Here is an 18,264-nt window from a genome sequence, read left to right as displayed (position 1 = left end):
AGGGGGGTTACGCATAACCCCTCTCCAAGACAGGTTCGGCTGGACCCGGATTCCTCCGGGCCCAGCCAGTATTTGCAGGGGTGAGCCCCCCAAAAAGCGTAAAGCTTAGGCCAGTTCGACTTCTGCGCCAGCTGCTTCCAGCTTGGCTTTCACGTCTTCTGCTTCGGCTTTGTCCACGCCTTCTTTGATCTTGCCGCCAGCTTCGACCAGCTCTTTGGCTTCTTTCAGGCCAAGACCGGTGAGACCGCGAACTTCTTTGATCACGTTGATTTTCGAAGCGCCGGCGTTCTTCAGAACGACGTCGAATTCGGTTTTTTCTTCCTCAGCGGCGCCACCAGCGTCGCCACCGGCAGCCATAACAACAGCGCCACCAGCAGCCGGCTCGATGCCGTACTCGTCTTTGAGGATGGTTTTCAGTTCTTGTGCTTCGAGAAGGGTCAGACCAACGATCTCTTCAGCAAGTTTTTTCAGATCAGCCATTTTACTGTTTCCGTTCGATTTAGATGTGTTCCAACGTGTATGCTTGTTCCAAACACGGGGATTTCAGATTGCTTAAGCAGCCTTCTCTTCGATGGTCGAGAGAATGGATGCAATGTTCGAAGCAGGTGCGCCAATGGCCCCAGCGATGTTCGAAGCAGGCGCGCCAATGCAGCCCACGATCGAAGCAATAAGCTCTTCACGCGACGGCATAGCGGCAACGGCTTTCACACCAGCCAGATCCAGAGCGGTCTCGCCCATTGCACCACCAAGGATTTCCAACTTGTCGTTGGTCTTGGCATATGCATCCATCACCTTGGCAGCAGCCACAGGATCTTCGGAATAGGCAAGAACGGTCATGCCCGAAAGGAGGTCGGCGATCGAAGCGGCCGGCTTACCTTCCAGAGCGATTTTGGCGAGCCTGTTCTTGGCAACACGCACCGACCCGCCAGCTTCGCGCATTTGCGACCGCAGGTCCTGCATTTCAGCAACTGTCATACCCGCGTAGTGGGCAACCACTACAACGCCAGAGCTTTCAAAGATTTGGCCGAGCTCTTCGACCAGTTTCTCTTTTTGTGCTCTATCCACAGTTTCACTCCAAGTATGGGAGGCGAACCCCCCGGCTCATATTTCACCAGGTTTTCAGGGAAAACCCGGCAATCGGGTCCTTTACGGGTCCTTCGCAAAATCGCCCCAGGGCCAGCAGGCCAAGAGAATTCTTTTGTCCATTTCCCGTCTCAGGCAGGAATTATGATCCTTGCGTGCCCACGAAAGTCAGCCTTATCAGCCGCTTGTCGCATTGGCCCGCCGGGGTCACCCACCGTCTCGGACGAAATGCAAAACAGCGCACGACGAATCGCACGCTGAGCTGCAAGGTTTATCTAGGACGTTTGCGCGCATTTTCCAACCCCCAATTCGCAATTGGAGGCCAGGAAATCACCGCGACTTCAGGACATCAGCGTAGCGAAGCTTTGCCGGCGCATCAAGGTCATCCGAAATCTGAAACAAAACACCCTGTTCTGCCATACGCTGCAATTTGGGCGTCTCGGCATGATATAGCGCACGATATAGGCGGCGCAGATCTTTTCTCGGCGCATCGCTGGCAAGGGCTGCCTGCACATGCTCGCGCAGGGTTGGAGAGAAATTGGCCGAGCTCAGACGCCATTCCAGTTTGGACCGCCAGGCACGGAAGTCTTCTCCCATCATGTGAACAAGCAAAAAATTATCGGAGGGTCGCACCACCACCTCGTGATGGTCCTGCCCCTTTGGCAGGACGGGCCAATGCTGACGCAACCACGTCACCTGCACCCCTGCCCGAATAAAGGACTTGCCCTGCGAATGGCCCACCAGCCCCCTGCGCCGCGGTCCGAACAATCGAGCATCTTCCCCATAAACAAACCGAGCGGTTTCCTTATTCATGGCCGCGCGAAGATGCAGCACCTCAGTTTTGCCAGTATGCAATTGCTCAACCGGGAGAACGCGGACAGAATGCGCCTTTTGCGGCACCGTCTCAAGAAATGTGGATACATCATCACGAACAAGAAGAAGCTCGTCGCTATCCACATTCAAAAGCCACCCATCTTCAACCTGTTGATAGGCATGGGTCAGCGCCAGATTTTGACGTTTCGGAAACCGCAGCTCTGGATCCACACCGATTGAGCGCCAGAACTCAGGCGTACAGGGAATGCAGGTCACCTTGGGTTCATCTGCCAAAACCGCAATGGCTTTGTCTTGCGGGTTGTCAAAAAACAGCGTGATGTGATCGGCACCAAGATCCAGATACCAAGCAACGAACCGAAGGGTGATCTCCAGCCGTTCCTTCAGAATACATGCAACCTGCCACCGCTCTGCCATTGCGGACCATACCCTTGAACACTGCTAGATCGTGAAACACCCTAGGTGTGGGCAAGGGCATTGGCAATCCAGCCCGTTGCCAAAAAGACGAAACCTCTTTGCAAACCGTGATGGTCTGCTGCGGATAAAGCTGCCGCGGGTCAGGCAAATGCCAACGGCAGCTTCTCCACGGTTCTACGTCATGCTTTGCCCTGAATGGTTTTCACGGCCTTTGCAGTTTCAAGCACCGATTGCTGGAATGGGATCGGTGTCCAGCCAAACAATTCGCGCGTCTCTGAATTGTTTGAGCTCAGGTGCATTCCCAAAAGACCAAGCATACCTTTGGCTTCGCGGTCGAACTTTGCCATCAGGCGCAGCAAGAAATCCGGGGCGATACGCGTGCTGGGGCCTTTGTACCCTTCGTCCTTGAGGAACTGCGCGGCGCTTTGGAAACCGTTTGGTTCTGCGCTTGCCGCGATGAAACGTTTACCGGTGGCCTCAGGCAGCGTCAGCGCTTGCACATGCAGCTTGGCCACGTCGCGCACATCCACCATCGGGAATGCTGCTTTTGGAACCATCGGCAGCTTGCCGCGAAGCATTTGATCCAGCATCGACATGGATTGGCCAGTGATATTGCGACCCAGCGGCGGGCCAAACACTCCGCCGGGGGCGATGACGGTCAGCTCCATTTGGTCGTCGCCTTCCTGAGAATTGACGAAATCCCAGGCAGCCTTTTCCGCAAGGGTTTTGCTTTTGGTGTAGGTGCTGACATCAGGCGCATCGATATCGGTCCAGTCACTTGGGCCGAATGTGCCGGTCTTCATGCTCCCCATCATCGACAAAACAGAGCTGGTCAACACAACCCGCTTTACACCCGCTTTTTTAGCGGCACGCAGCGCGCGCAAGGAACCATCAACAGCAGGGGTGATCAATGCTTGCGGATCTTTGGGGTTCGCGATGACAAATGGCGAGGCCATATGCATGACAAAGTCACATCCCTTTGCGGCGTCGTCCCAGCCACGGTCTGAGGTCAAATCAAGTTCGACAATTGTCAGGTTCTTTGTATCGACCGACGCTGCGGTAAGCGTATTGCGAACCTCTTGGCCTTTTGTCTGAGAGCGGACAGTGCCGCGAACAGTGTATCCAGCCTCCAGCAGTTGTTTGGCGCTATGCAGCCCGATGTAGCCAGATATGCCCGTCAAAAGTACCGTATTCATCTTCGTTGCTCCTTGAGTTCAGACGCCCGACAGAATCGGGTTGGATTTTTCCGTACCTACTGGTATTTTATGATTCAAAGCAAGCATTAAATACTGGTTGGTATCTTATGGAAGCAACAACTCAGAAACCCCACCGCGGACGCCCCAAGACCCTAGACCGCGACCACGTGCTACAAGTTGCAATGGAAAGCTATTGGAGCGAAGGCCCAACAGCCATCTCGATCAATGAGATTTGCAGGCGTGCAGGTGTATCCAAACCGGGGCTCTACCGGGAATTCGGGAGCGAAGATGGACTGAGGCGAACAGCATTAGAGGCTTATCGTGACGCCATTCTCGCGCAGCTCTTTGAGATCCTCAGCGCAGATATACCGTTTAACGATGCGCTGGACGCCTTAATTGAACTGGCCCTTGAGGATCGCGCGAAACTGGGCATTCCGGCGGGATGCCTGCTTGGACAAATGCGCCAATGCCGCAATGAACTTGGCCCTCAAACCAACGAAGCAATTGAACTGATGTGTAAAAGCTCGCTGGCCCGAATTGAGGATTGGATTGATCGCGCCAAGAAGAATGGGCAATTTCCGGTGGAAATCCCGACAGCCACCGCTGCCCTGTATGCCGACGCTCAGATCGCCAGCGCGATCAGGATGCAAGCGGAGGGCGTGGCCAAAAACGAAATTTCGAAATGCCTACAGTGGGCGTTCAGGGGACTCGGACTGGCCCATCCTTAAGTCAATTCAGACGGCAATTTGGCAGGTGATTGACGTCCCTGGAAACCGCAGAACCTGTCAAAAATGCACTCAGCCCAGCCCCACCGATATAAGGACACCCCCATAGAAAAAGGGCGCCCCGAAGGACGCCCTTTCGCAATTGATTGCAGCCGGTTTTAGTTGCCGGTTGCGTTGTCGATGTCCAAGGTGACGCCCGGACCCATGGTCGAGGTCAGAACGACCTTTTTCATGTAAGCGCCTTTGGCACCCGACGGCTTGGCTTTCTGAACGGCCTCCACGAAGGCGCGCACGTTTTCAACAAGCTTGGCCTCGTCGAAGGATGCTTTACCAACGCCTGCGTGCACAACACCGCCTTTTTCGGCTTTGAACTGCACTTCACCACCTTTGGCTGCTTCCACGGCCGCTTTCACGTCCATGGTCACGGTGCCAACTTTGGGGTTCGGCATCAGGTTGCGTGGGCCGAGGATTTTACCCAGACGACCAACAACAGGCATCATGTCCGGGGTTGCGATGCAGCGATCGAAATCGATGTTGCCACCCTGGATGGATTCCATCAGGTCTTCGGCGCCAACGATGTCTGCACCAGCGGCCTGAGCTTCTTCAGCTTTCGGACCACGTGCAAACACGGCAACGCGCATGGATTTACCAGTGCCGTTCGGCAGGCCAACCACACCGCGGACCATTTGGTCAGCGTGACGGGTGTCAACGCCCAGGTTCAGGGCGATTTCCACGGTTTCATCAAACTTGGCGTTTGCATTGCCCTTAACCAGAGCAACTGCATCTTCCACAGTCAGGTTTTCTTTGCCGGCGAATGCTTCGCGAGCGGCTTTGGTGCGTTTACCCAGTTTCGCCATCTTACTTCACCTCGATGCCCATGGAGCGGGCAGAGCCCAGGATGATCAGCATTGCGGCTTCGATATCGTTCGCATTGAGATCTTTCATTTTCGCTTCGGCGATTTCTTTCACCTGAGCGGCGGTCACGGTGCCCACGGTCTCACGACCCGGGTTGTTCGCGCCCGACTTCAGCTTGGCAGCTTTACGCAGGTAGTAAGACGCAGGCGGCGTCTTGATGTCCATGGTGAAGGACTTGTCCTGGTAATAGGTGATCACGGTCGGGCACGGCGCGCCGGGCTCCATTTCCTGGGTCTTCGCGTTGAAGGCCTTACAGAATTCCATGATGTTGATGCCGCGCTGACCCAGCGCGGGGCCGACGGGCGGCGAGGGGTTGGCTTGACCTGCAGGGACCTGCAGCTTCATGGTGCCAGCTACTTTTTTAGCCATTTGGCTTCTCCTGTTATCACCACATCATCACGCGTTGATGATGCTTTGGGGTTTGTGGTCTGGTCTGGCCATCGCGACGGCCGCGCCTCCCACATAAGGAATCGCCCTATGGGAATCCCACATTGCGACCTGCGCGGAATACACCTGCATTGATAATATTACAAGACGTATTCCTCACGCCCATCCGGCAGCGCTTTTGGCTGGCCTCTTTTCATGGGGGCCGGGCGAGGATCAGGTAGAGCCCCGACGAAACAGGCTTTTCACAAAGAGTTTCAGCAGGAACCAGAACGGATTCACTTTGGGAGCATCCGCTGCCATATCCGACAATTCGTTTTTATCCATTTCAAACCGGGTGATTTCTCTGATGCCCTCGAAATCGGTTCCCTTTACGGCGTTTCGAACAATCCCCTCAGCTTTGTCAAAGTCATGTACCGAAAAGCCGAAATTCACTTCGCCCATGCCAATTTCCGCGCCACTCCATTCGCCCGCATTCTAATCATCCAATGCGCCTTCGATCAGCTCCATCGCAGCGTTGCGGAATTCCAAAGGATGATCAAACGTTCCGGGGATGCTTTCAATATCATAATAAATTTCAATTGAACGATACAATGCTTCACTCATCTCAAAACTCCTTACCCATTGGGCGTGAACCCTGAGAGTTCTACCTAGGCAAGAAGGCAAAAAGAGCGGCCCGTGGGGCCGCTTTTTTGTTTTTGAATAGCTTTGAAACTTAAGCCTGTTTGGTGACCTGCGTGTATTCCAGTTCAACCGGTGTGGCGCGACCAAAGATCGACACGGTGACCTTGAGGCGTTGACCCTCTTCGTCCACCTCTTCCACTGTGCCGTCAAAGCCTTCGAACGGTCCGTCGGTCACATTGACCTTCTCGCCCACTTCGAAGCTGATCAACAGTTTCGGCGCCTCAACGCCTTCTTCAACGCGACCAAGTATGCCTTGCACCTCAGCGTCACGCATCGGCATCGGGCGGCCTTGCGGGCCGAGGAAACCAGTGACGCGGTTGATCGAGTTGATCAGGTGATAACCCTCATCCGACATTTCCATGTGGACCAGAACGTACCCCGGCATAAAGCGGCGTTCGGTGGTCACTTTTTTACCACGACGCACTTCGATCACTTCTTCGGTCGGCACCAGAACTTCGTCGATCTGATCTTCCAGACCTTTTTCGACCACTTCCGAACGAATCTGTTCGGCGATCTTCTTTTCGAAGTTCGACAGTACACTTACCGAATACCAGCGTTTCGCCATTTCAGCCTCGTCTCGTTTCAACACGTTTTAGGGAGCAATTGCGCCCCGGATCATTTCTATGCCGCCTTGCGCCCAACCAGCGCAATCATGGCCTCCGGGAACAAAAAAGCGGCGTGCAACTTGATTCGCCGCACGCCCGTCCCGGAACTAGCGCCCGAACTACTCCTGAAACAGTGAGAATTCAAGAGGGCGCGTGATAATTTCATGGCTCTTTACCGGATCGGCAGAGCCTTCAGACAGGTTCAGCCGAACATGCCCAGAACGGCGGTCAGCGCACTGCGAATGCCAAGATCCACCAGCGAAAAGAACAGCGCGGTGAGCGAGGCCAGCACAAAGACCATTGCTGTGGTCAGCATCACTTCGCGACGGGTCGGCCAAGTCACCTTGGAAACCTCGGCGCGCACCTGCTGAATGAATTGAAGCGGATTGGTCATGATATTTCTCAGCCTTTCAGGGTCAGGCGGTGAAATACGCAAAGCGGGCGGGATTTTCAAGCCCGCCCGTGAAACTTGTGGTCACTTGTATGACATTCTCTTGTGAAAGCGCGGATCTGCCCTGTCGATCACTGTTTGCGACGGGAGTTTGAAGTCAGCTTTTCATATGGGTCCGCGCCCAACTTGGCCTTCAAATCCTTGTTGCGCACATCCGAAGAGTTGAATTCCAATCCGAACTCAAAAAAATCTGCAACAAAATGAACCACGAACCAGACGCAGATGATCGCTACACCTGCGGCAAGCACCGGCAGATACCGGACATCAAACGCCCCAACCAGAACGGTCATGACAATCATAAGATTCGTGATATTTCGTCTATTCAACGCCGCTTTAAGCGCCGAAAAAGTCAAACTTTTTTCCCTCTTGCGCTGTCTGGGAACCTGCGGAATATCCGTCATCAACGAATACACCTCTGCGGCCCGTTCAGCCTGACGCTTCCTCACACGCCCCAAAGGGCTGTCATCTTTGATCACCTCGTCCTTCGACGGCGAAAACGCGTTTGAATTGGGCAAACTGTACAAGGTTTCGATGCCCCGCGTAGATACGCCAGCAGAATTCGATTTTTTAGATGACACATACGGTGTTGGGCACTCGGTAACGTCACTTGCCCCAATTTTGATGGGGGCATGGTACAGATTGTCTGTCATTGGTTTCATGGCCCGAAGTTTCATTGTGATGCATGCAATCAATAAGAAAAATTGGGGCGGGATTTGGGCGACCATAAGAAAAGCCTGTGGAATCAGGCACATCTTTCACGCAAGAGCAATGCTCGATTGGACGGCAAGATGACGGGTTCAAAATCGGGAAATGGCAGGGGCAGCAGGGTTCGAACCCGCGACCTACGGTTTTGGAGACCGTCGCTCTACCAACTGAGCTATACCCCTAAGGCCGGGTGTTGGATTACGACAAGTCGAACGGGGGCGCAAGGGAGAAATCCAATGACGAGACAGGTAGAACGGAAAAAGATCGAAATTGAAACTTTGTCATTCCGGCAAGACGCCCCCTAGAGCTACAGGCGCCATTCCAAACCGTATCGTCACCTTCAGCTCAACTCTGATTCTCGAACAGGCACACGCAGGGCGGCAAACTCCTTCGAGCCAAAGAAGTGGTCTAGAATGATCTTTCCATAGGCCTCATTCTTGTGAACCGCATCGCCTAATGCCTTGGCATCATCTACCGCATATTGGGCCTTGGTCAGGCAACCGCTGGCCACAGTTTCCTCGGGTTGAGCGATCAGGGTGACGCCACGTTTTGACAACTCCTCCTCGAGCACCGACCAGATCGCTGCACGGTCAGTTTGTTTCGCGATTTCGATTCCGGCCAATTCCTCCCAGCGGTGAGACTTTGACAGCCCCTCATTCAAAAAACCGGACGGAGCAAAGGCGACAAATGGCATACCGTTGGAAGAGAAGAGCGTCGCGATGCGCACAGAGCGACAGGAACTCAGAAACTTTGCAGTCATGGCCTCACGCACCGCAAGCGACAGGCTGCGGTCGCGGTGAAAAAGACCAGGCATTACCGCATGAAAATACTCATGCGCCCTTAGCCGCGCCCCGATGAACAGGATTGCATCAAAATCACTCGGCTTAATGCCGCTACGTCCGTCAGTGCTGATCAACTCTTTGCCATTGATGAGCTTCTTGTCTGCCTGCACCCCATCCTTTGTCTGTCGAAGCTGGCGGAATGCTGGTCCCTGAGCGCCAAAGAAGCTCACCTCAACATCATCCCCCGGATCGTAACCCTCATTGAAGGCCAGTCGCAGGGCGGCCAGGTTACTGTCACCGTAAAGGCAGACACGCAGCTTGCGCTTCTCCGGTTTAGCTTTGCGCGAAGGCATTCAGCATCTCCTCTTCGCAGCGAACATCGTCTTGCGTGGGTGCAGCTTTACCCCTGCGCGGCGCGCGCGCTTTCTTGGCAGGGGCATTTTTCCCAAAAACCCGTTCCTGATCGGCAAAGAAATTGCGCATCACGAAATCGACCCCCTCCGGCACAACGGATCTTTTGTTCGGCGCGAAGAACTGGCCCCCAAAGGCGGCATTGGTAATGATTTCATAGGATGGAAAATAGTCGACGTGCTCAAACCGGTCGCGCATTGCCCCCGCGACAGCACGCAGCACGGATTTCGAATAGCTCGTCGCAACCAAGACATGATCCCCTGATGCCGTTGCAGTGAGCGGAACGGGGGACACCGTCAACATAACCCGGATCGACGGGTTTTCTCGGAGCAGGAGTTTAATCGCGGCGGCCATATCCGCTTGGATCGCCTCGAAACTCTGATTTTCAAACTGATCCCGGTCCGGGTCAAATGTTCCAGCTACGGTTTCCGGACAAAGCGCATATTCGTAATCCAGCTCACTGTTCTGCCAGCTTTCGGTCAGCCCCATGGTAAAAACAAAGACATCCGTGCCTTGAACCGCCTCCCGTATAGATCTCAGCGTGGTTTCGCGTGAGGCCAACATTTCATCGGCACTTGCAAAACCGTTTGGCTCGATTACCGGGCGCAATGGATCGTAGAATCGGCCCTCTTTTTCCCAAACCTCTTCAATCGGATCACGCGCGCCAAACGCCAATTCCAGCCATTGGCGCAGGATACGCGCCGTGTAAATATTGCCGGTGCGAAAGCTGAAAATCCCGTAGTTGAACCGTGAGGCATCGTCAGCTGAAAGGAACTTGGGCGCTGGCTCGGCATTGAACCAACTATACCCGCGCTTCACCAAAGCCCGACTGAAATGTTGGGCGAAACAAGAGCCCGCGGTCACGATCCGGTCATCAAGCCCAATCTTGAAACGAGGCTGCCACAATCCCGAGATATGCAACGAATGTTTTTCAGCCACTGCTGTGCGCCAGAAAGCTGTTTCCTGCAGGTCTTCATATGGATGCCCCATGGCACACACCTTTTACCGCCTCAATGATCAAGCAATAAGTGATTTCGTACAGCTTGCAAACCACCCCACACGCAAAAGGGCCGCACAATCGAGCGGCCCTTTCATCTGAACATTAGCGCGGTGGGTTCTCGGCGATTTGCGAGCAATTCGCCTGCCACCCACTCAATGCGTTTCGCTTACGCGAAGCCGCATTGCCAATTACTCAACGATTTTCGACACAACGCCGGAACCAACGGTGCGGCCGCCTTCGCGGATGGCGAAGCGCAGCTTTTCTTCCATGGCGATCGGGGCGATCAGTTCAACGTTGAACTTCAGGTTGTCGCCCGGCATGACCATTTCGGTGCCTTCCGGCAGCTGAACAGTGCCGGTCACGTCGGTGGTACGGAAGTAGAATTGCGGACGGTAGTTCGCAAAGAACGGGGTGTGACGGCCACCTTCTTCTTTGGTCAGAATGTAAACTTCTGCCTCGAATTTGGTGTGCGGGTTAACCGAACCCGGCTTACACAGAACCTGGCCACGCTCAACAGCTTCACGGTCGATACCGCGCAGCAGAACGCCAACGTTGTCGCCAGCTTCACCGCGATCAAGCAGCTTGCGGAACATTTCAACGCCGGTACAGGTGGTTTTCTGGGTGTCTTTGATGCCAACGATTTCGATCTCGTCGCCAACATTCACAACGCCACGCTCAACACGGCCGGTCACAACAGTACCACGGCCCGAGATCGAGAACACGTCTTCGATCGGCAGCAGGAAGTCGCCGTCAACCGGACGATCCGGGGTCGGGATGTACTCGTCCACAGCAGCCATCAGCTCGCGGATTTTGTCTTCACCGATTGCGTTGTCACGGCCTTCCATGGCGGCCAGCGCGGAACCCGCGATGATCGGCATGTCGTCGCCCGGGAAGTCGTATTCGTTCATCAGCTCACGAACTTCCATTTCAACCAGCTCGAGCAGCTCTTCATCGTCAACCTGATCAACTTTGTTCATGAAGACAACCAGAGCAGGCACACCAACCTGGCGGGCCAACAGGATGTGCTCGCGGGTCTGCGGCATCGGGCCATCAGCAGCGTTCACAACCAGGATACCACCGTCCATCTGGGCGGCGCCGGTGATCATGTTCTTCACGTAGTCAGCGTGACCCGGGCAGTCAACGTGAGCGTAGTGACGGTTCTCGGTCTCATACTCAACGTGTGCGGTCGAGATGGTGATGCCGCGAGCTTTCTCTTCCGGCGCGCCGTCAATCTGGTCATAGGCTTTGAAGTCACCAAAATACTTGGTGATCGCTGCCGTCAGTGTGGTCTTGCCGTGGTCAACGTGACCGATGGTGCCGATGTTGACGTGCGGTTTACCGCGTTCAAACTTTTCCTTAGCCATTACGCCTTGCCTTGTCTTGCGGGGGGCAACATGCCCCCGGGGTTCTTCTTCGCGCGCTCGTTACTTGGTTGGGGCGGGAAAATCAAGCCTTCCCTGCATGGATAGACACCGAAACCTGTCACTTTTCCCGACCTGTGTCGCATCCTGCAATACCCGTGAGGGCACCTATGCAACGGACCTGCCTAAATCACCTGGACTTACACCCTGCTCGCGCGGCAACGGACCGGAGCCGTCCCGACCATGCTCAATCGGATCCTCTCAGGATGATTAGGGTTTACCGAACACCGCACATGGTCCGGACCGCGTCCCAATCCGCGCGGCCCATTGAAGGGGTATATGCTTTTGTACCATCCACGGCGGCCCCAGCTGCAAGAATGCGCTTTTCAAGCTGCGGGTGGGTGCTCAGATGCGCCAGCAGCCCTTCCGCATCGCCATATTGATCCTTGAGACGCTGAAAAAATGTGCCAAGCGATGCGGGCGATATGCCTTCGCGCTCCAGCACGTTATGGGCATATTCATCCGCCGCTGTTTCCGCCGCCTGACTATAGCTTGCATTGATCATCTGATTTGCAAGGAACAGCACAACCGTGCCCCCCGCAAAATCTCCGAAGAGCAGCCCCAAAACACCGATGGATCCGGCAGAGCGTAACGCATCACGGGTGGGGTCACGCCCCACCACATGGCCGATTTCATGGGCAAGAACGGCCGCAACCTCATCAGGCCCTTCTGCTGCTTCGATCAGCCCTCGAAACAGGATCACATGTCCTCCGGGCAGCGCAAAGGCATTGACCAGATCGTGATCAAAGACATGGATATCAACCGGATAGGGCAGATCCTCTTCGGGCAGCAACCTTCTGTGCAGGTGATCGAGTGCGGCAAGCCCCCCTGCCCCATTGCATGTCGCAACCTGAACTTCAGCTTCACCCAGAACCTGACGAATCTGCGCGAGCGTTGTGTCGCCCAGCGCCTTTTCCCCCTCGGGTGGCAGGATATCGGCAAGCTGCGCCGCCATCAGGGGCACCAGCACAAATATAATCGCAGCAACCGACGCAACCGCCCCCGCAGACCAGGTGACCAGCTTGCGCCAAGGCACCGGGTGGGCGCGTTTGGACAAAGAAGGGGCGCAGGATTTGATCGTGTCAGCCAGCTCTCCTTTCGGCAAGATCAATCGAGCCAGCACGGCCCCTTTTTGAAACAGGACCAACCCGTCGCGATCTGCCTGATCCCGCAGAGCCCTGATATCTTCCCAACGCCACTGGCATACAGAACCATCGGGCATATGCAGCTCAAGCCCTGTGGCCGAGCAGCGAAGACCTACCCGTGTGAGAACGGCGCGGTGCCCCGCAACACAATCGGCGAAACCATCAAACTCCACCTGAAACTGCACCTGTGTCTCGCTCATATCGCAGCCCCCACGTCCAGCGCGTCAGCAAAGCCTTCAGCCTCGGCAAATTCGTCTCGGTCTCGCTGGCGAATGGTGGCAAGCTCGCCGGGGTCAATCACCTGTGTCACTTCCGCGAAATGCGCGGCAAGCGGCAAGGTGAAGATTGCCTTGGAAGCGGCCCCCATGGTCACGAAGACAAGAAAATACCCTGCCACGATCACGGGTACAGTCACAGCCGACATTTGTTCGATTTGTTCGAGATCTCCCAGATCAAAAATATCAGCCCCGCCCATCACCACAAACGCCAGTGCAGCGATGATGATCATCAGGGCACTGAGCACGATATTGAGGATCACACCTCCCAAGAGGTAGATTCCAAGTACCCGGCCCGCGCGCGGCTTTGAGCGGAAGCGGATTTGCCCCACCTCTTTGGTTTCAATCATGCGGCGGAAGCTCTCCGCTTTCCAATAAGCCCAGCCAAAGATCACCCATGGGGCCGTCAGAAGCATGAGCGCAAGCCAGACCGGGTTGTCAAAAGCCCATGTCATCACGCCAGCAACCCCGGTCAGAATGATGGGGTAATAGACGTGCTTCATTGCCCCGTAGAGCAGGAAGTGTTCTCCTCCCTGCTTGATTTGCTGATCCCCAAAATAGCTGCGATTTGTCAGGAATTTCTCAAGCCACAACCGGGTGAGTGGGAAGGTTAGCCCAAGCGTGACAATCGCAAGCCCCCAGTGGGCCATCGAGCGAAGCGCATAGCCCCAGGCCCCTTGCTCCATCCCAAATCGAATACCCCGCCAGCGCGTGCGGGCAAGGATATAGCGCCGGGCGCGGTAGGCCGCATAAAAGTAAAGCGGGATGAGGCCAACGAAACTCAGCACATAGGCCAGTTCATTGCCCTGGAAAAACGCAAAGCTGAAATACATCAGGATCAGGTTCACCACACCGATGTAGAACGCCATGATCACCACGGCGACGAGGAACCCAAGCAGTTTTTCGATCGGGTCGCCCACATATTCCATCGGAATCCCACCGGGACGAATGGCGCTCCAGAAATAGCGGCGCAAACGCGTGCGCGCCCAGAAACGATACATGCCCAGCGTCAGCAATGTGAAAAACCCGGTTTTCAGCGCCAGAAAAAACAGCGGGCCAGCGCGCCCCGCATAGTGAACTGGTAAAATACGGGGCGGCATCTGTTACTCGAACTTGTTGTTACGCGGGAAACCGTGCGGTGGGGCTTTGCCCACGCTTGCGCGCTTGCCCAGCCATTGGGAAAGATCCGTTTCGGTGCGGGTGCGCTCCCCGGCAGCAGGCCAGGTCAGACCCTCTTCCAGGGCAAAGGATTTGATGTCGGACAGTCCGCCATCCAGCTCCAAAACCCCCTGCTTGCCACGTGCCGAATTGTACTTCTGCAACCTGACACCCTTGCCACGAGTCATTTCATTCAGCTCTTCCAGTGGGAAAACCAGAAGTTTGCGATTCTCCGAAACAACCGCCACATGATCGCCTGAGACAGGAATGCAGACCTTGGCGTGGCCATCACCCACATTCAGAACCTGTTTACCGGTGCGGGTCTGGGCCAGCACATCGTCTTCATTGACCACAAATCCGTTGCCCTCATTCGACGCGACAATCAGCTTGCCACCCGGACGGTGAATGAAGAGATCAACAATCTCGGCCTCATTAGGAAGGTCCACCATCAAACGCAGCGGTTCACCCATGCCGCGCCCACCGGGCAGGTTGGCGGCGGAGACGGTGAAGAACTTGCCGTTTGAATCAAAAGCCAAAAGCCGGTCCGTGGTTTCGGCGTGGAAAATGAAACGCGGCCCGTCGCCATCCTTGAACTTGAGCTCGCGCGACAGATCGATATGGCCCGACATGGCGCGGATCCAACCCATTTTCGAGCAGACCACGGTGATCGGTTCCTTCTCGATCATCGCCTCAAGCGGCACGTCTTCGACCTCTGCGGCCTCGGCAAATTGCGTGCGGCGCGCTCCACCTTCATGATCCTTGCCAAAGGTTTTCTTGGACAGTTTGAGCTGCTCGGCGATCTTGCCCCATTGCAGATCCTCAGACGCCAGCAAATCTTCAAGCCCGGCCCGCTCTTCCATCAGCTTGTCGCGTTCTTTGACAAGCTCGACTTCTTCAAGACGACGCAGACTGCGCAGACGCATGTTCAGGATCGCTTCAGCCTGCACTTCGGTCAGTTCACCCGAGCCCGGTTTGGGCGAGATGTAATCCTCTTCCGACATGGCACGCGTGAATTCACTGCCCCAAGTCTCGCGCATCAGGGCGGCCTTAGGGTCGTCATCATAACGGATAATATCGATCACGCGGTCGAGATTGAGGAAGGCGATGATAAAGCCTTCGAGCACCTCAAGGCGGTGGTCGATCTTTTCCATCCGGTGCACAGAGCGGCGCCCCAGCACCTCGCGCCGGTGATCAAGAAAGGCGCGCAGCACCTCTTTCATTGAACAGACCTTGGGCGTGACCCCGTCGATCAGCACGTTCATATTGAGCGAGAAGCGCGTTTCCAGATCCGAGTTGCGGAACATCATGTTCATAAGCAACTCGGGATCCACGTTTTTCGACTTCGGCTCCAGCACAATGCGAATGTCATCCGCCGATTCGTCGCGGATGTCGGCCAGGATCGGCACTTTCTTGGTCTGAATCACCTCAGCGATCTTTTCGATCAGCTTGGATTTCTGCACCTGATAGGGGATTTCGGTCACGATAACCTGCCACTGGCCGCGGCCCAGGTCCTCGATCTCCCATTTACAGCGCAAGCGGAAGCTGCCCCGCCCGGTGCGATAGGCGTTGGCGATGTTTTCACGCGGTTCGACGATCACGCCGCCAGTCGGGAAGTCCGGCCCCGGCACGTAGTTCAAAAGCGTGTCGTCGCGCGCATCCGGCACTTTGATCAGATGCAGGCAGGCGTCGATCAGTTCCGAAATGTTATGCGGCGGAATATTGGTGGCCATGCCAACTGCGATGCCCGCCGCGCCATTCGCCAACAGATTCGGAAACTCCGCCGGCAGGACCACCGGTTCGGTCAGGCGACCATCGTAATTGTCGCGGAAATCGACCGCATTTTCATCCAGCCCCTGCAACATCGCCTCGGCAATGAAGGTCATCCGCGCTTCGGTGTAGCGGCTGGCGGCGGGGTTGTCGCCGTCGATATTGCCGAAGTTCCCCTGACCATCCACAAGCGGATATCGCACCGCAAAATCCTGCGCCAGACGTGCCATGGCATCATAGATCGCCGCATCCCCGTGGGGGTGGAAATCCCCCATCGTGTCGCCGGAAATCTTCGCGGATTTCAGAAACTTACCGCCAGATGCCAGCTTCAATCGGCTCATCGCGTAAAGGATGCGTCGATGCACTGGCTTCAACCCATCGCGTGCGTCCGGCAGGGCGCGGTGCATGATGGTCGAAAGGGCGTAAGTCAGGTAGCGTTCCCCGATTGCCCGGCGCAACGGCTCGGAAATCGACTGGCTCTTCTCGTTGTGATTTTCGGTCAAATCTGTCATACTGTTTGTGTATCGATTGCTTGTGTGAGGGTAAAGCTGCTTGAGGGGAAACTTGTCATATGCTCCCCGTAATTTTTTTTAAAGCTCGATGTATTTATTACCCACTTTGAGGGGAATGTTATGGGAATTATTAAACTATCTTTTCTGACTGCCGGCGCTCTTGGTGCGGCCATGATGCACTACGGTCGAGATGAAAACCTCCCAACGGATAGGTTGGGTTTGGAACCGGAAATCAAAGCGGAGACAATCGAAACTGTGTCTGCCTCCGTTTCAGTCCCGGTGTTGGTGCCTGCCGCGCTGACCAAAAACATCTCGACACCGAAATCGGTTGCCGTGCCAACGCTGAAAGTCGCCACTAAAATATCGCCACCAGCCCCAGACAGCCAGGTTGCCAAAGCGATTGCCACAGCAAAGGCAATGGCAAAGGATGCGCCAGTGGCAATTGACGCATCTCTACAAAGCGACAGCCCGTTCGCCACCAAATATCCGTTCGCCACCAAATATGTATCTGCCAGCGCCGTAAACCTGCGTGCCGGGCCATCCACGCGCAACGGGATCGTCGGGCGCCTGACACATGGCATGGCGGTATTAGAGATCGGGGACGCAGGCCCCGGCTGGTCACAGATCAAAGTTGTCGAAACTGGCCAGCGCGGCTTTATGGCGTCACGATTCCTGTCAGCGTCACGCTGATCAGAACCAAAGAAAGAAACCACGCTACGGTCGAGCAACTCGATCGTAGGCGGTGTCCATTGGGAAAAGCCGTACTTCGATATATCATCCCAGCTTTTTCGTTGACGCCTGTGACAGGACTTGTCAGTTCTTGCTCATGACTCAAAGAACCATTCTCATTACAGGCTGCTCCTCAGGGATCGGATATGATGCTGCCCATGCATTGAACAAACGTGGATGGCGCGTGTTTGCCACATGCCGCCAACCAAAAGATGTCGAGCGGCTGAGCGGTGAAGGCTTGGAAAGCCTGCATCTTGACTATGCCGACCCGGGATCCATCGATGCCGCAATGGCAGAGGTCTTGTCGCGCAGCTCAGGCCGGTTGGACGCCCTCTTTAACAATGGGGCCTATGTCATCCCTGGCGCCGTAGAAGATGTACCCACCCAGGCACTGCGGGAAATCTACGAGGTGAATGTCTTTGGCTATCATCACCTGACTCGCCTCGCACTCCCAGTGATGCGAGAGCAGGGGCATGGGCGGATTATCAATAACTCCTCGGTTCTGGGCCTTGCCGCTCTGCCCTGGCGCGGAGCGTATAGCTCAACCAAATTTGCCCTCGAAGGGTTGTCCGACACGCTGCGGTTGGAAATGCGGGGCACCGGCATTCACGTATCGCTGATTGAACCCGGTCCGATCACGACACGTATCAGAGAAAACGCTCAAACGCATTTCGAACGCTGGATCGACTGGGAAAACAGCCCGCGTGCGGGACTTTACAGCAAACTGCGCGAACGCCTCTACGACGACAGCGGCAACCCCGACCCGTTTGAGCTGCCCCCGTCAGCCGTGACCGACAAGCTGGTCCATGCGTTGGAACACGCCCGTCCGCGCCCACGCTACTATGTCACCCGCGCCACCTATATTGCGGGCATGGCGCGTCGTGTCCTTTCAACCCGTATGCTGGATCGCCTCACCCCCAACGGCTGATATCGGTGCCCGCGTCCTTTTTCCTCTTGCTTTAAATATCCTGGGGTGAATTGGCGCAGCCAAGAGGGGCAAGGCCCCTGCCCGTCCAGCGCCGCAACTTCGCCCTCGCCTTTTATCCGGGCGGGCGCTATCCAATTGGA

At 55.6% G+C, this 18,264-nt stretch carries 20 protein-coding genes and 1 tRNA gene; 3 read left to right on the top strand and 18 right to left on the bottom strand.

Translation table 11 applies throughout. The features are described 5' to 3' along the window. Positions 1-105 precede the first annotated feature (105 nt). The 4 genes from rplL to O2N63_RS03965 form a co-directional block, all read right to left on the bottom strand. Positions 106-480 (bottom strand): 50S ribosomal protein L7/L12, encoded by a 375-nt coding sequence (gene rplL, locus O2N63_RS03980; protein WP_271052927.1) that lies wholly within the window; start codon positions 478-480, stop codon positions 106-108. Between the two features lie 72 nt (positions 481-552). Further along, a complete protein-coding gene (rplJ, locus tag O2N63_RS03975; protein WP_271052926.1) occupies positions 553-1,065 on the bottom strand; it encodes a 50S ribosomal protein L10 in 513 nt (170 codons plus the stop codon). A 348-nt stretch (positions 1,066-1,413) separates the two neighbouring features. Next, complete coding sequence (locus O2N63_RS03970) at positions 1,414-2,331, bottom strand: glycosyltransferase family 2 protein (RefSeq protein WP_271052925.1); 918 nt, start codon at positions 2,329-2,331, stop codon at positions 1,414-1,416. A gap of 179 nt (positions 2,332-2,510) precedes the next feature. Further along, the gene (locus tag O2N63_RS03965; RefSeq protein WP_271052924.1) at positions 2,511-3,527 is read right to left on the bottom strand and encodes an SDR family oxidoreductase; all 1,017 of its coding nucleotides are present in this window, start codon (positions 3,525-3,527) and stop codon (positions 2,511-2,513) included. 107 nt (positions 3,528-3,634) lie between these two features. On the opposite strand from O2N63_RS03965, the gene O2N63_RS03960 reads away from it, so the two are divergent. After that, entirely contained in the window at positions 3,635-4,255 is a 621-nt protein-coding gene (locus tag O2N63_RS03960) for a TetR/AcrR family transcriptional regulator (RefSeq protein ID WP_271052923.1), read from the top strand. A 155-nt stretch (positions 4,256-4,410) separates the two neighbouring features. Here the strand turns inward: O2N63_RS03960 and rplA are convergent, their stop codons facing one another. The 14 genes from rplA to parC form a co-directional block, all read right to left on the bottom strand. Further along, the gene (rplA, locus tag O2N63_RS03955; protein ID WP_271052922.1) at positions 4,411-5,109 is read right to left on the bottom strand and encodes a 50S ribosomal protein L1; all 699 of its coding nucleotides are present in this window, start codon (positions 5,107-5,109) and stop codon (positions 4,411-4,413) included. Position 5,110: 1 nt separating this feature from the next. Beyond that, positions 5,111-5,536 carry a 50S ribosomal protein L11 gene (rplK, locus tag O2N63_RS03950; protein WP_271052920.1) on the bottom strand — a complete coding sequence of 142 codons (426 nt, stop codon included), beginning with the start codon at positions 5,534-5,536 and terminating at the stop codon, positions 5,111-5,113. A gap of 231 nt (positions 5,537-5,767) precedes the next feature. Beyond that, complete coding sequence (locus O2N63_RS03945; protein ID WP_271052919.1) at positions 5,768-5,995, bottom strand: hypothetical protein; 228 nt, start codon at positions 5,993-5,995, stop codon at positions 5,768-5,770. A gap of 33 nt (positions 5,996-6,028) precedes the next feature. Next, positions 6,029-6,157 (bottom strand): hypothetical protein, encoded by a 129-nt coding sequence (locus O2N63_RS03940; protein WP_271052918.1) that lies wholly within the window; start codon positions 6,155-6,157, stop codon positions 6,029-6,031. Between the two features lie 109 nt (positions 6,158-6,266). Then, complete coding sequence (gene nusG, locus O2N63_RS03935; RefSeq protein ID WP_271053352.1) at positions 6,267-6,800, bottom strand: transcription termination/antitermination protein NusG; 534 nt, start codon at positions 6,798-6,800, stop codon at positions 6,267-6,269. A gap of 242 nt (positions 6,801-7,042) precedes the next feature. Next, positions 7,043-7,234: a preprotein translocase subunit SecE gene (secE, locus tag O2N63_RS03930; RefSeq protein ID WP_271052917.1), complete on the bottom strand. Its 192-nt coding sequence runs from the start codon at positions 7,232-7,234 to the stop codon at positions 7,043-7,045. Between the two features lie 128 nt (positions 7,235-7,362). After that, positions 7,363-7,950 (bottom strand): hypothetical protein, encoded by a 588-nt coding sequence (locus tag O2N63_RS03925; protein WP_271052916.1) that lies wholly within the window; start codon positions 7,948-7,950, stop codon positions 7,363-7,365. Between the two features lie 152 nt (positions 7,951-8,102). After that, positions 8,103-8,178, bottom strand: a tRNA-Trp gene (locus tag O2N63_RS03920). 158 nt (positions 8,179-8,336) lie between these two features. Continuing rightward, on the bottom strand, positions 8,337-9,131 hold the full coding sequence (locus O2N63_RS03915) for a hypothetical protein (RefSeq protein ID WP_271052914.1): 795 nt from the start codon (positions 9,129-9,131) through the stop codon (positions 8,337-8,339). Then, entirely contained in the window at positions 9,112-10,179 is a 1,068-nt protein-coding gene (locus O2N63_RS03910) for a GSCFA domain-containing protein (protein WP_271052912.1), read from the bottom strand. Before O2N63_RS03910 ends, O2N63_RS03915 begins: the two co-directional genes overlap by 20 nt. A 198-nt stretch (positions 10,180-10,377) precedes the next feature. Next, positions 10,378-11,553, bottom strand: coding sequence for an elongation factor Tu (gene tuf, locus O2N63_RS03905; RefSeq protein WP_271052911.1), 1,176 nt, complete (start codon positions 11,551-11,553; stop codon positions 10,378-10,380). A gap of 274 nt (positions 11,554-11,827) precedes the next feature. Then, the gene (locus tag O2N63_RS03900; RefSeq protein WP_271052909.1) at positions 11,828-12,955 is read right to left on the bottom strand and encodes a M48 family metallopeptidase; all 1,128 of its coding nucleotides are present in this window, start codon (positions 12,953-12,955) and stop codon (positions 11,828-11,830) included. Then, positions 12,952-14,130: a DUF898 family protein gene (locus O2N63_RS03895; RefSeq protein WP_271052908.1), complete on the bottom strand. Its 1,179-nt coding sequence runs from the start codon at positions 14,128-14,130 to the stop codon at positions 12,952-12,954. The genes O2N63_RS03900 and O2N63_RS03895 overlap by 4 nt, the downstream gene beginning before the upstream one ends. A gap of 3 nt (positions 14,131-14,133) precedes the next feature. Beyond that, entirely contained in the window at positions 14,134-16,467 is a 2,334-nt protein-coding gene (parC, locus tag O2N63_RS03890; protein WP_271052907.1) for a DNA topoisomerase IV subunit A, read from the bottom strand. Positions 16,468-16,587: 120 nt separating this feature from the next. Here parC and O2N63_RS03885 point away from each other — a divergent pair, with 120 nt between their 5' ends. Together O2N63_RS03885 and O2N63_RS03880 are read left to right on the top strand one after the other, a co-directional pair. After that, positions 16,588-17,157 carry an SH3 domain-containing protein gene (locus O2N63_RS03885; protein ID WP_271052906.1) on the top strand — a complete coding sequence of 190 codons (570 nt, stop codon included), beginning with the start codon at positions 16,588-16,590 and terminating at the stop codon, positions 17,155-17,157. Positions 17,158-17,293: 136 nt separating this feature from the next. Next, a complete protein-coding gene (locus O2N63_RS03880) occupies positions 17,294-18,124 on the top strand; it encodes an SDR family NAD(P)-dependent oxidoreductase (protein WP_271052905.1) in 831 nt (276 codons plus the stop codon). The last annotated feature ends 140 nt before the right edge of the window (positions 18,125-18,264 follow it).

Source organism: Aliiroseovarius salicola, assembly GCF_027891095.1.
Classification (GTDB): Bacteria; Pseudomonadota; Alphaproteobacteria; order Rhodobacterales; family Rhodobacteraceae; genus Aliiroseovarius; species Aliiroseovarius salicola.
Note: the sequence above shows the minus strand (reverse complement) of the source record. Positions and strands in the feature narration are given on the sequence as shown.

Excerpts from the sequence above, each read along its gene's own strand:
- rplL (WP_271052927.1), bottom strand. The coding sequence starts at position 480 with ATGGCTGATCTGAAAAAACTTGCTGAAGAGATCGTTGGTCTGACCCTT.
- O2N63_RS03970 (WP_271052925.1), bottom strand. The coding sequence starts at position 2,331 with ATGGCAGAGCGGTGGCAGGTTGCATGTATTCTGAAGGAACGGCTGGAG.
- O2N63_RS03965 (WP_271052924.1), bottom strand. The coding sequence starts at position 3,527 with ATGAATACGGTACTTTTGACGGGCATATCTGGCTACATCGGGCTGCAT.
- O2N63_RS03960 (WP_271052923.1), top strand. The coding sequence starts at position 3,635 with ATGGAAGCAACAACTCAGAAACCCCACCGCGGACGCCCCAAGACCCTA.
- rplA (WP_271052922.1), bottom strand. The coding sequence starts at position 5,109 with ATGGCGAAACTGGGTAAACGCACCAAAGCCGCTCGCGAAGCATTCGCC.
- rplK (WP_271052920.1), bottom strand. The coding sequence starts at position 5,536 with ATGGCTAAAAAAGTAGCTGGCACCATGAAGCTGCAGGTCCCTGCAGGT.
- O2N63_RS03945 (WP_271052919.1), bottom strand. The coding sequence starts at position 5,995 with ATGGGCGAAGTGAATTTCGGCTTTTCGGTACATGACTTTGACAAAGCT.
- O2N63_RS03940 (WP_271052918.1), bottom strand. The coding sequence starts at position 6,157 with ATGAGTGAAGCATTGTATCGTTCAATTGAAATTTATTATGATATTGAA.
- nusG (WP_271053352.1), bottom strand. The coding sequence starts at position 6,800 with ATGGCGAAACGCTGGTATTCGGTAAGTGTACTGTCGAACTTCGAAAAG.
- secE (WP_271052917.1), bottom strand. The coding sequence starts at position 7,234 with ATGACCAATCCGCTTCAATTCATTCAGCAGGTGCGCGCCGAGGTTTCC.
- O2N63_RS03925 (WP_271052916.1), bottom strand. The coding sequence starts at position 7,950 with ATGAAACCAATGACAGACAATCTGTACCATGCCCCCATCAAAATTGGG.
- O2N63_RS03915 (WP_271052914.1), bottom strand. The coding sequence starts at position 9,131 with ATGCCTTCGCGCAAAGCTAAACCGGAGAAGCGCAAGCTGCGTGTCTGC.
- O2N63_RS03910 (WP_271052912.1), bottom strand. The coding sequence starts at position 10,179 with ATGGGGCATCCATATGAAGACCTGCAGGAAACAGCTTTCTGGCGCACA.
- tuf (WP_271052911.1), bottom strand. The coding sequence starts at position 11,553 with ATGGCTAAGGAAAAGTTTGAACGCGGTAAACCGCACGTCAACATCGGC.
- O2N63_RS03900 (WP_271052909.1), bottom strand. The coding sequence starts at position 12,955 with ATGAGCGAGACACAGGTGCAGTTTCAGGTGGAGTTTGATGGTTTCGCC.
- O2N63_RS03895 (WP_271052908.1), bottom strand. The coding sequence starts at position 14,130 with ATGCCGCCCCGTATTTTACCAGTTCACTATGCGGGGCGCGCTGGCCCG.
- parC (WP_271052907.1), bottom strand. The coding sequence starts at position 16,467 with ATGACAGATTTGACCGAAAATCACAACGAGAAGAGCCAGTCGATTTCC.
- O2N63_RS03885 (WP_271052906.1), top strand. The coding sequence starts at position 16,588 with ATGGGAATTATTAAACTATCTTTTCTGACTGCCGGCGCTCTTGGTGCG.
- O2N63_RS03880 (WP_271052905.1), top strand. The coding sequence starts at position 17,294 with ATGACTCAAAGAACCATTCTCATTACAGGCTGCTCCTCAGGGATCGGA.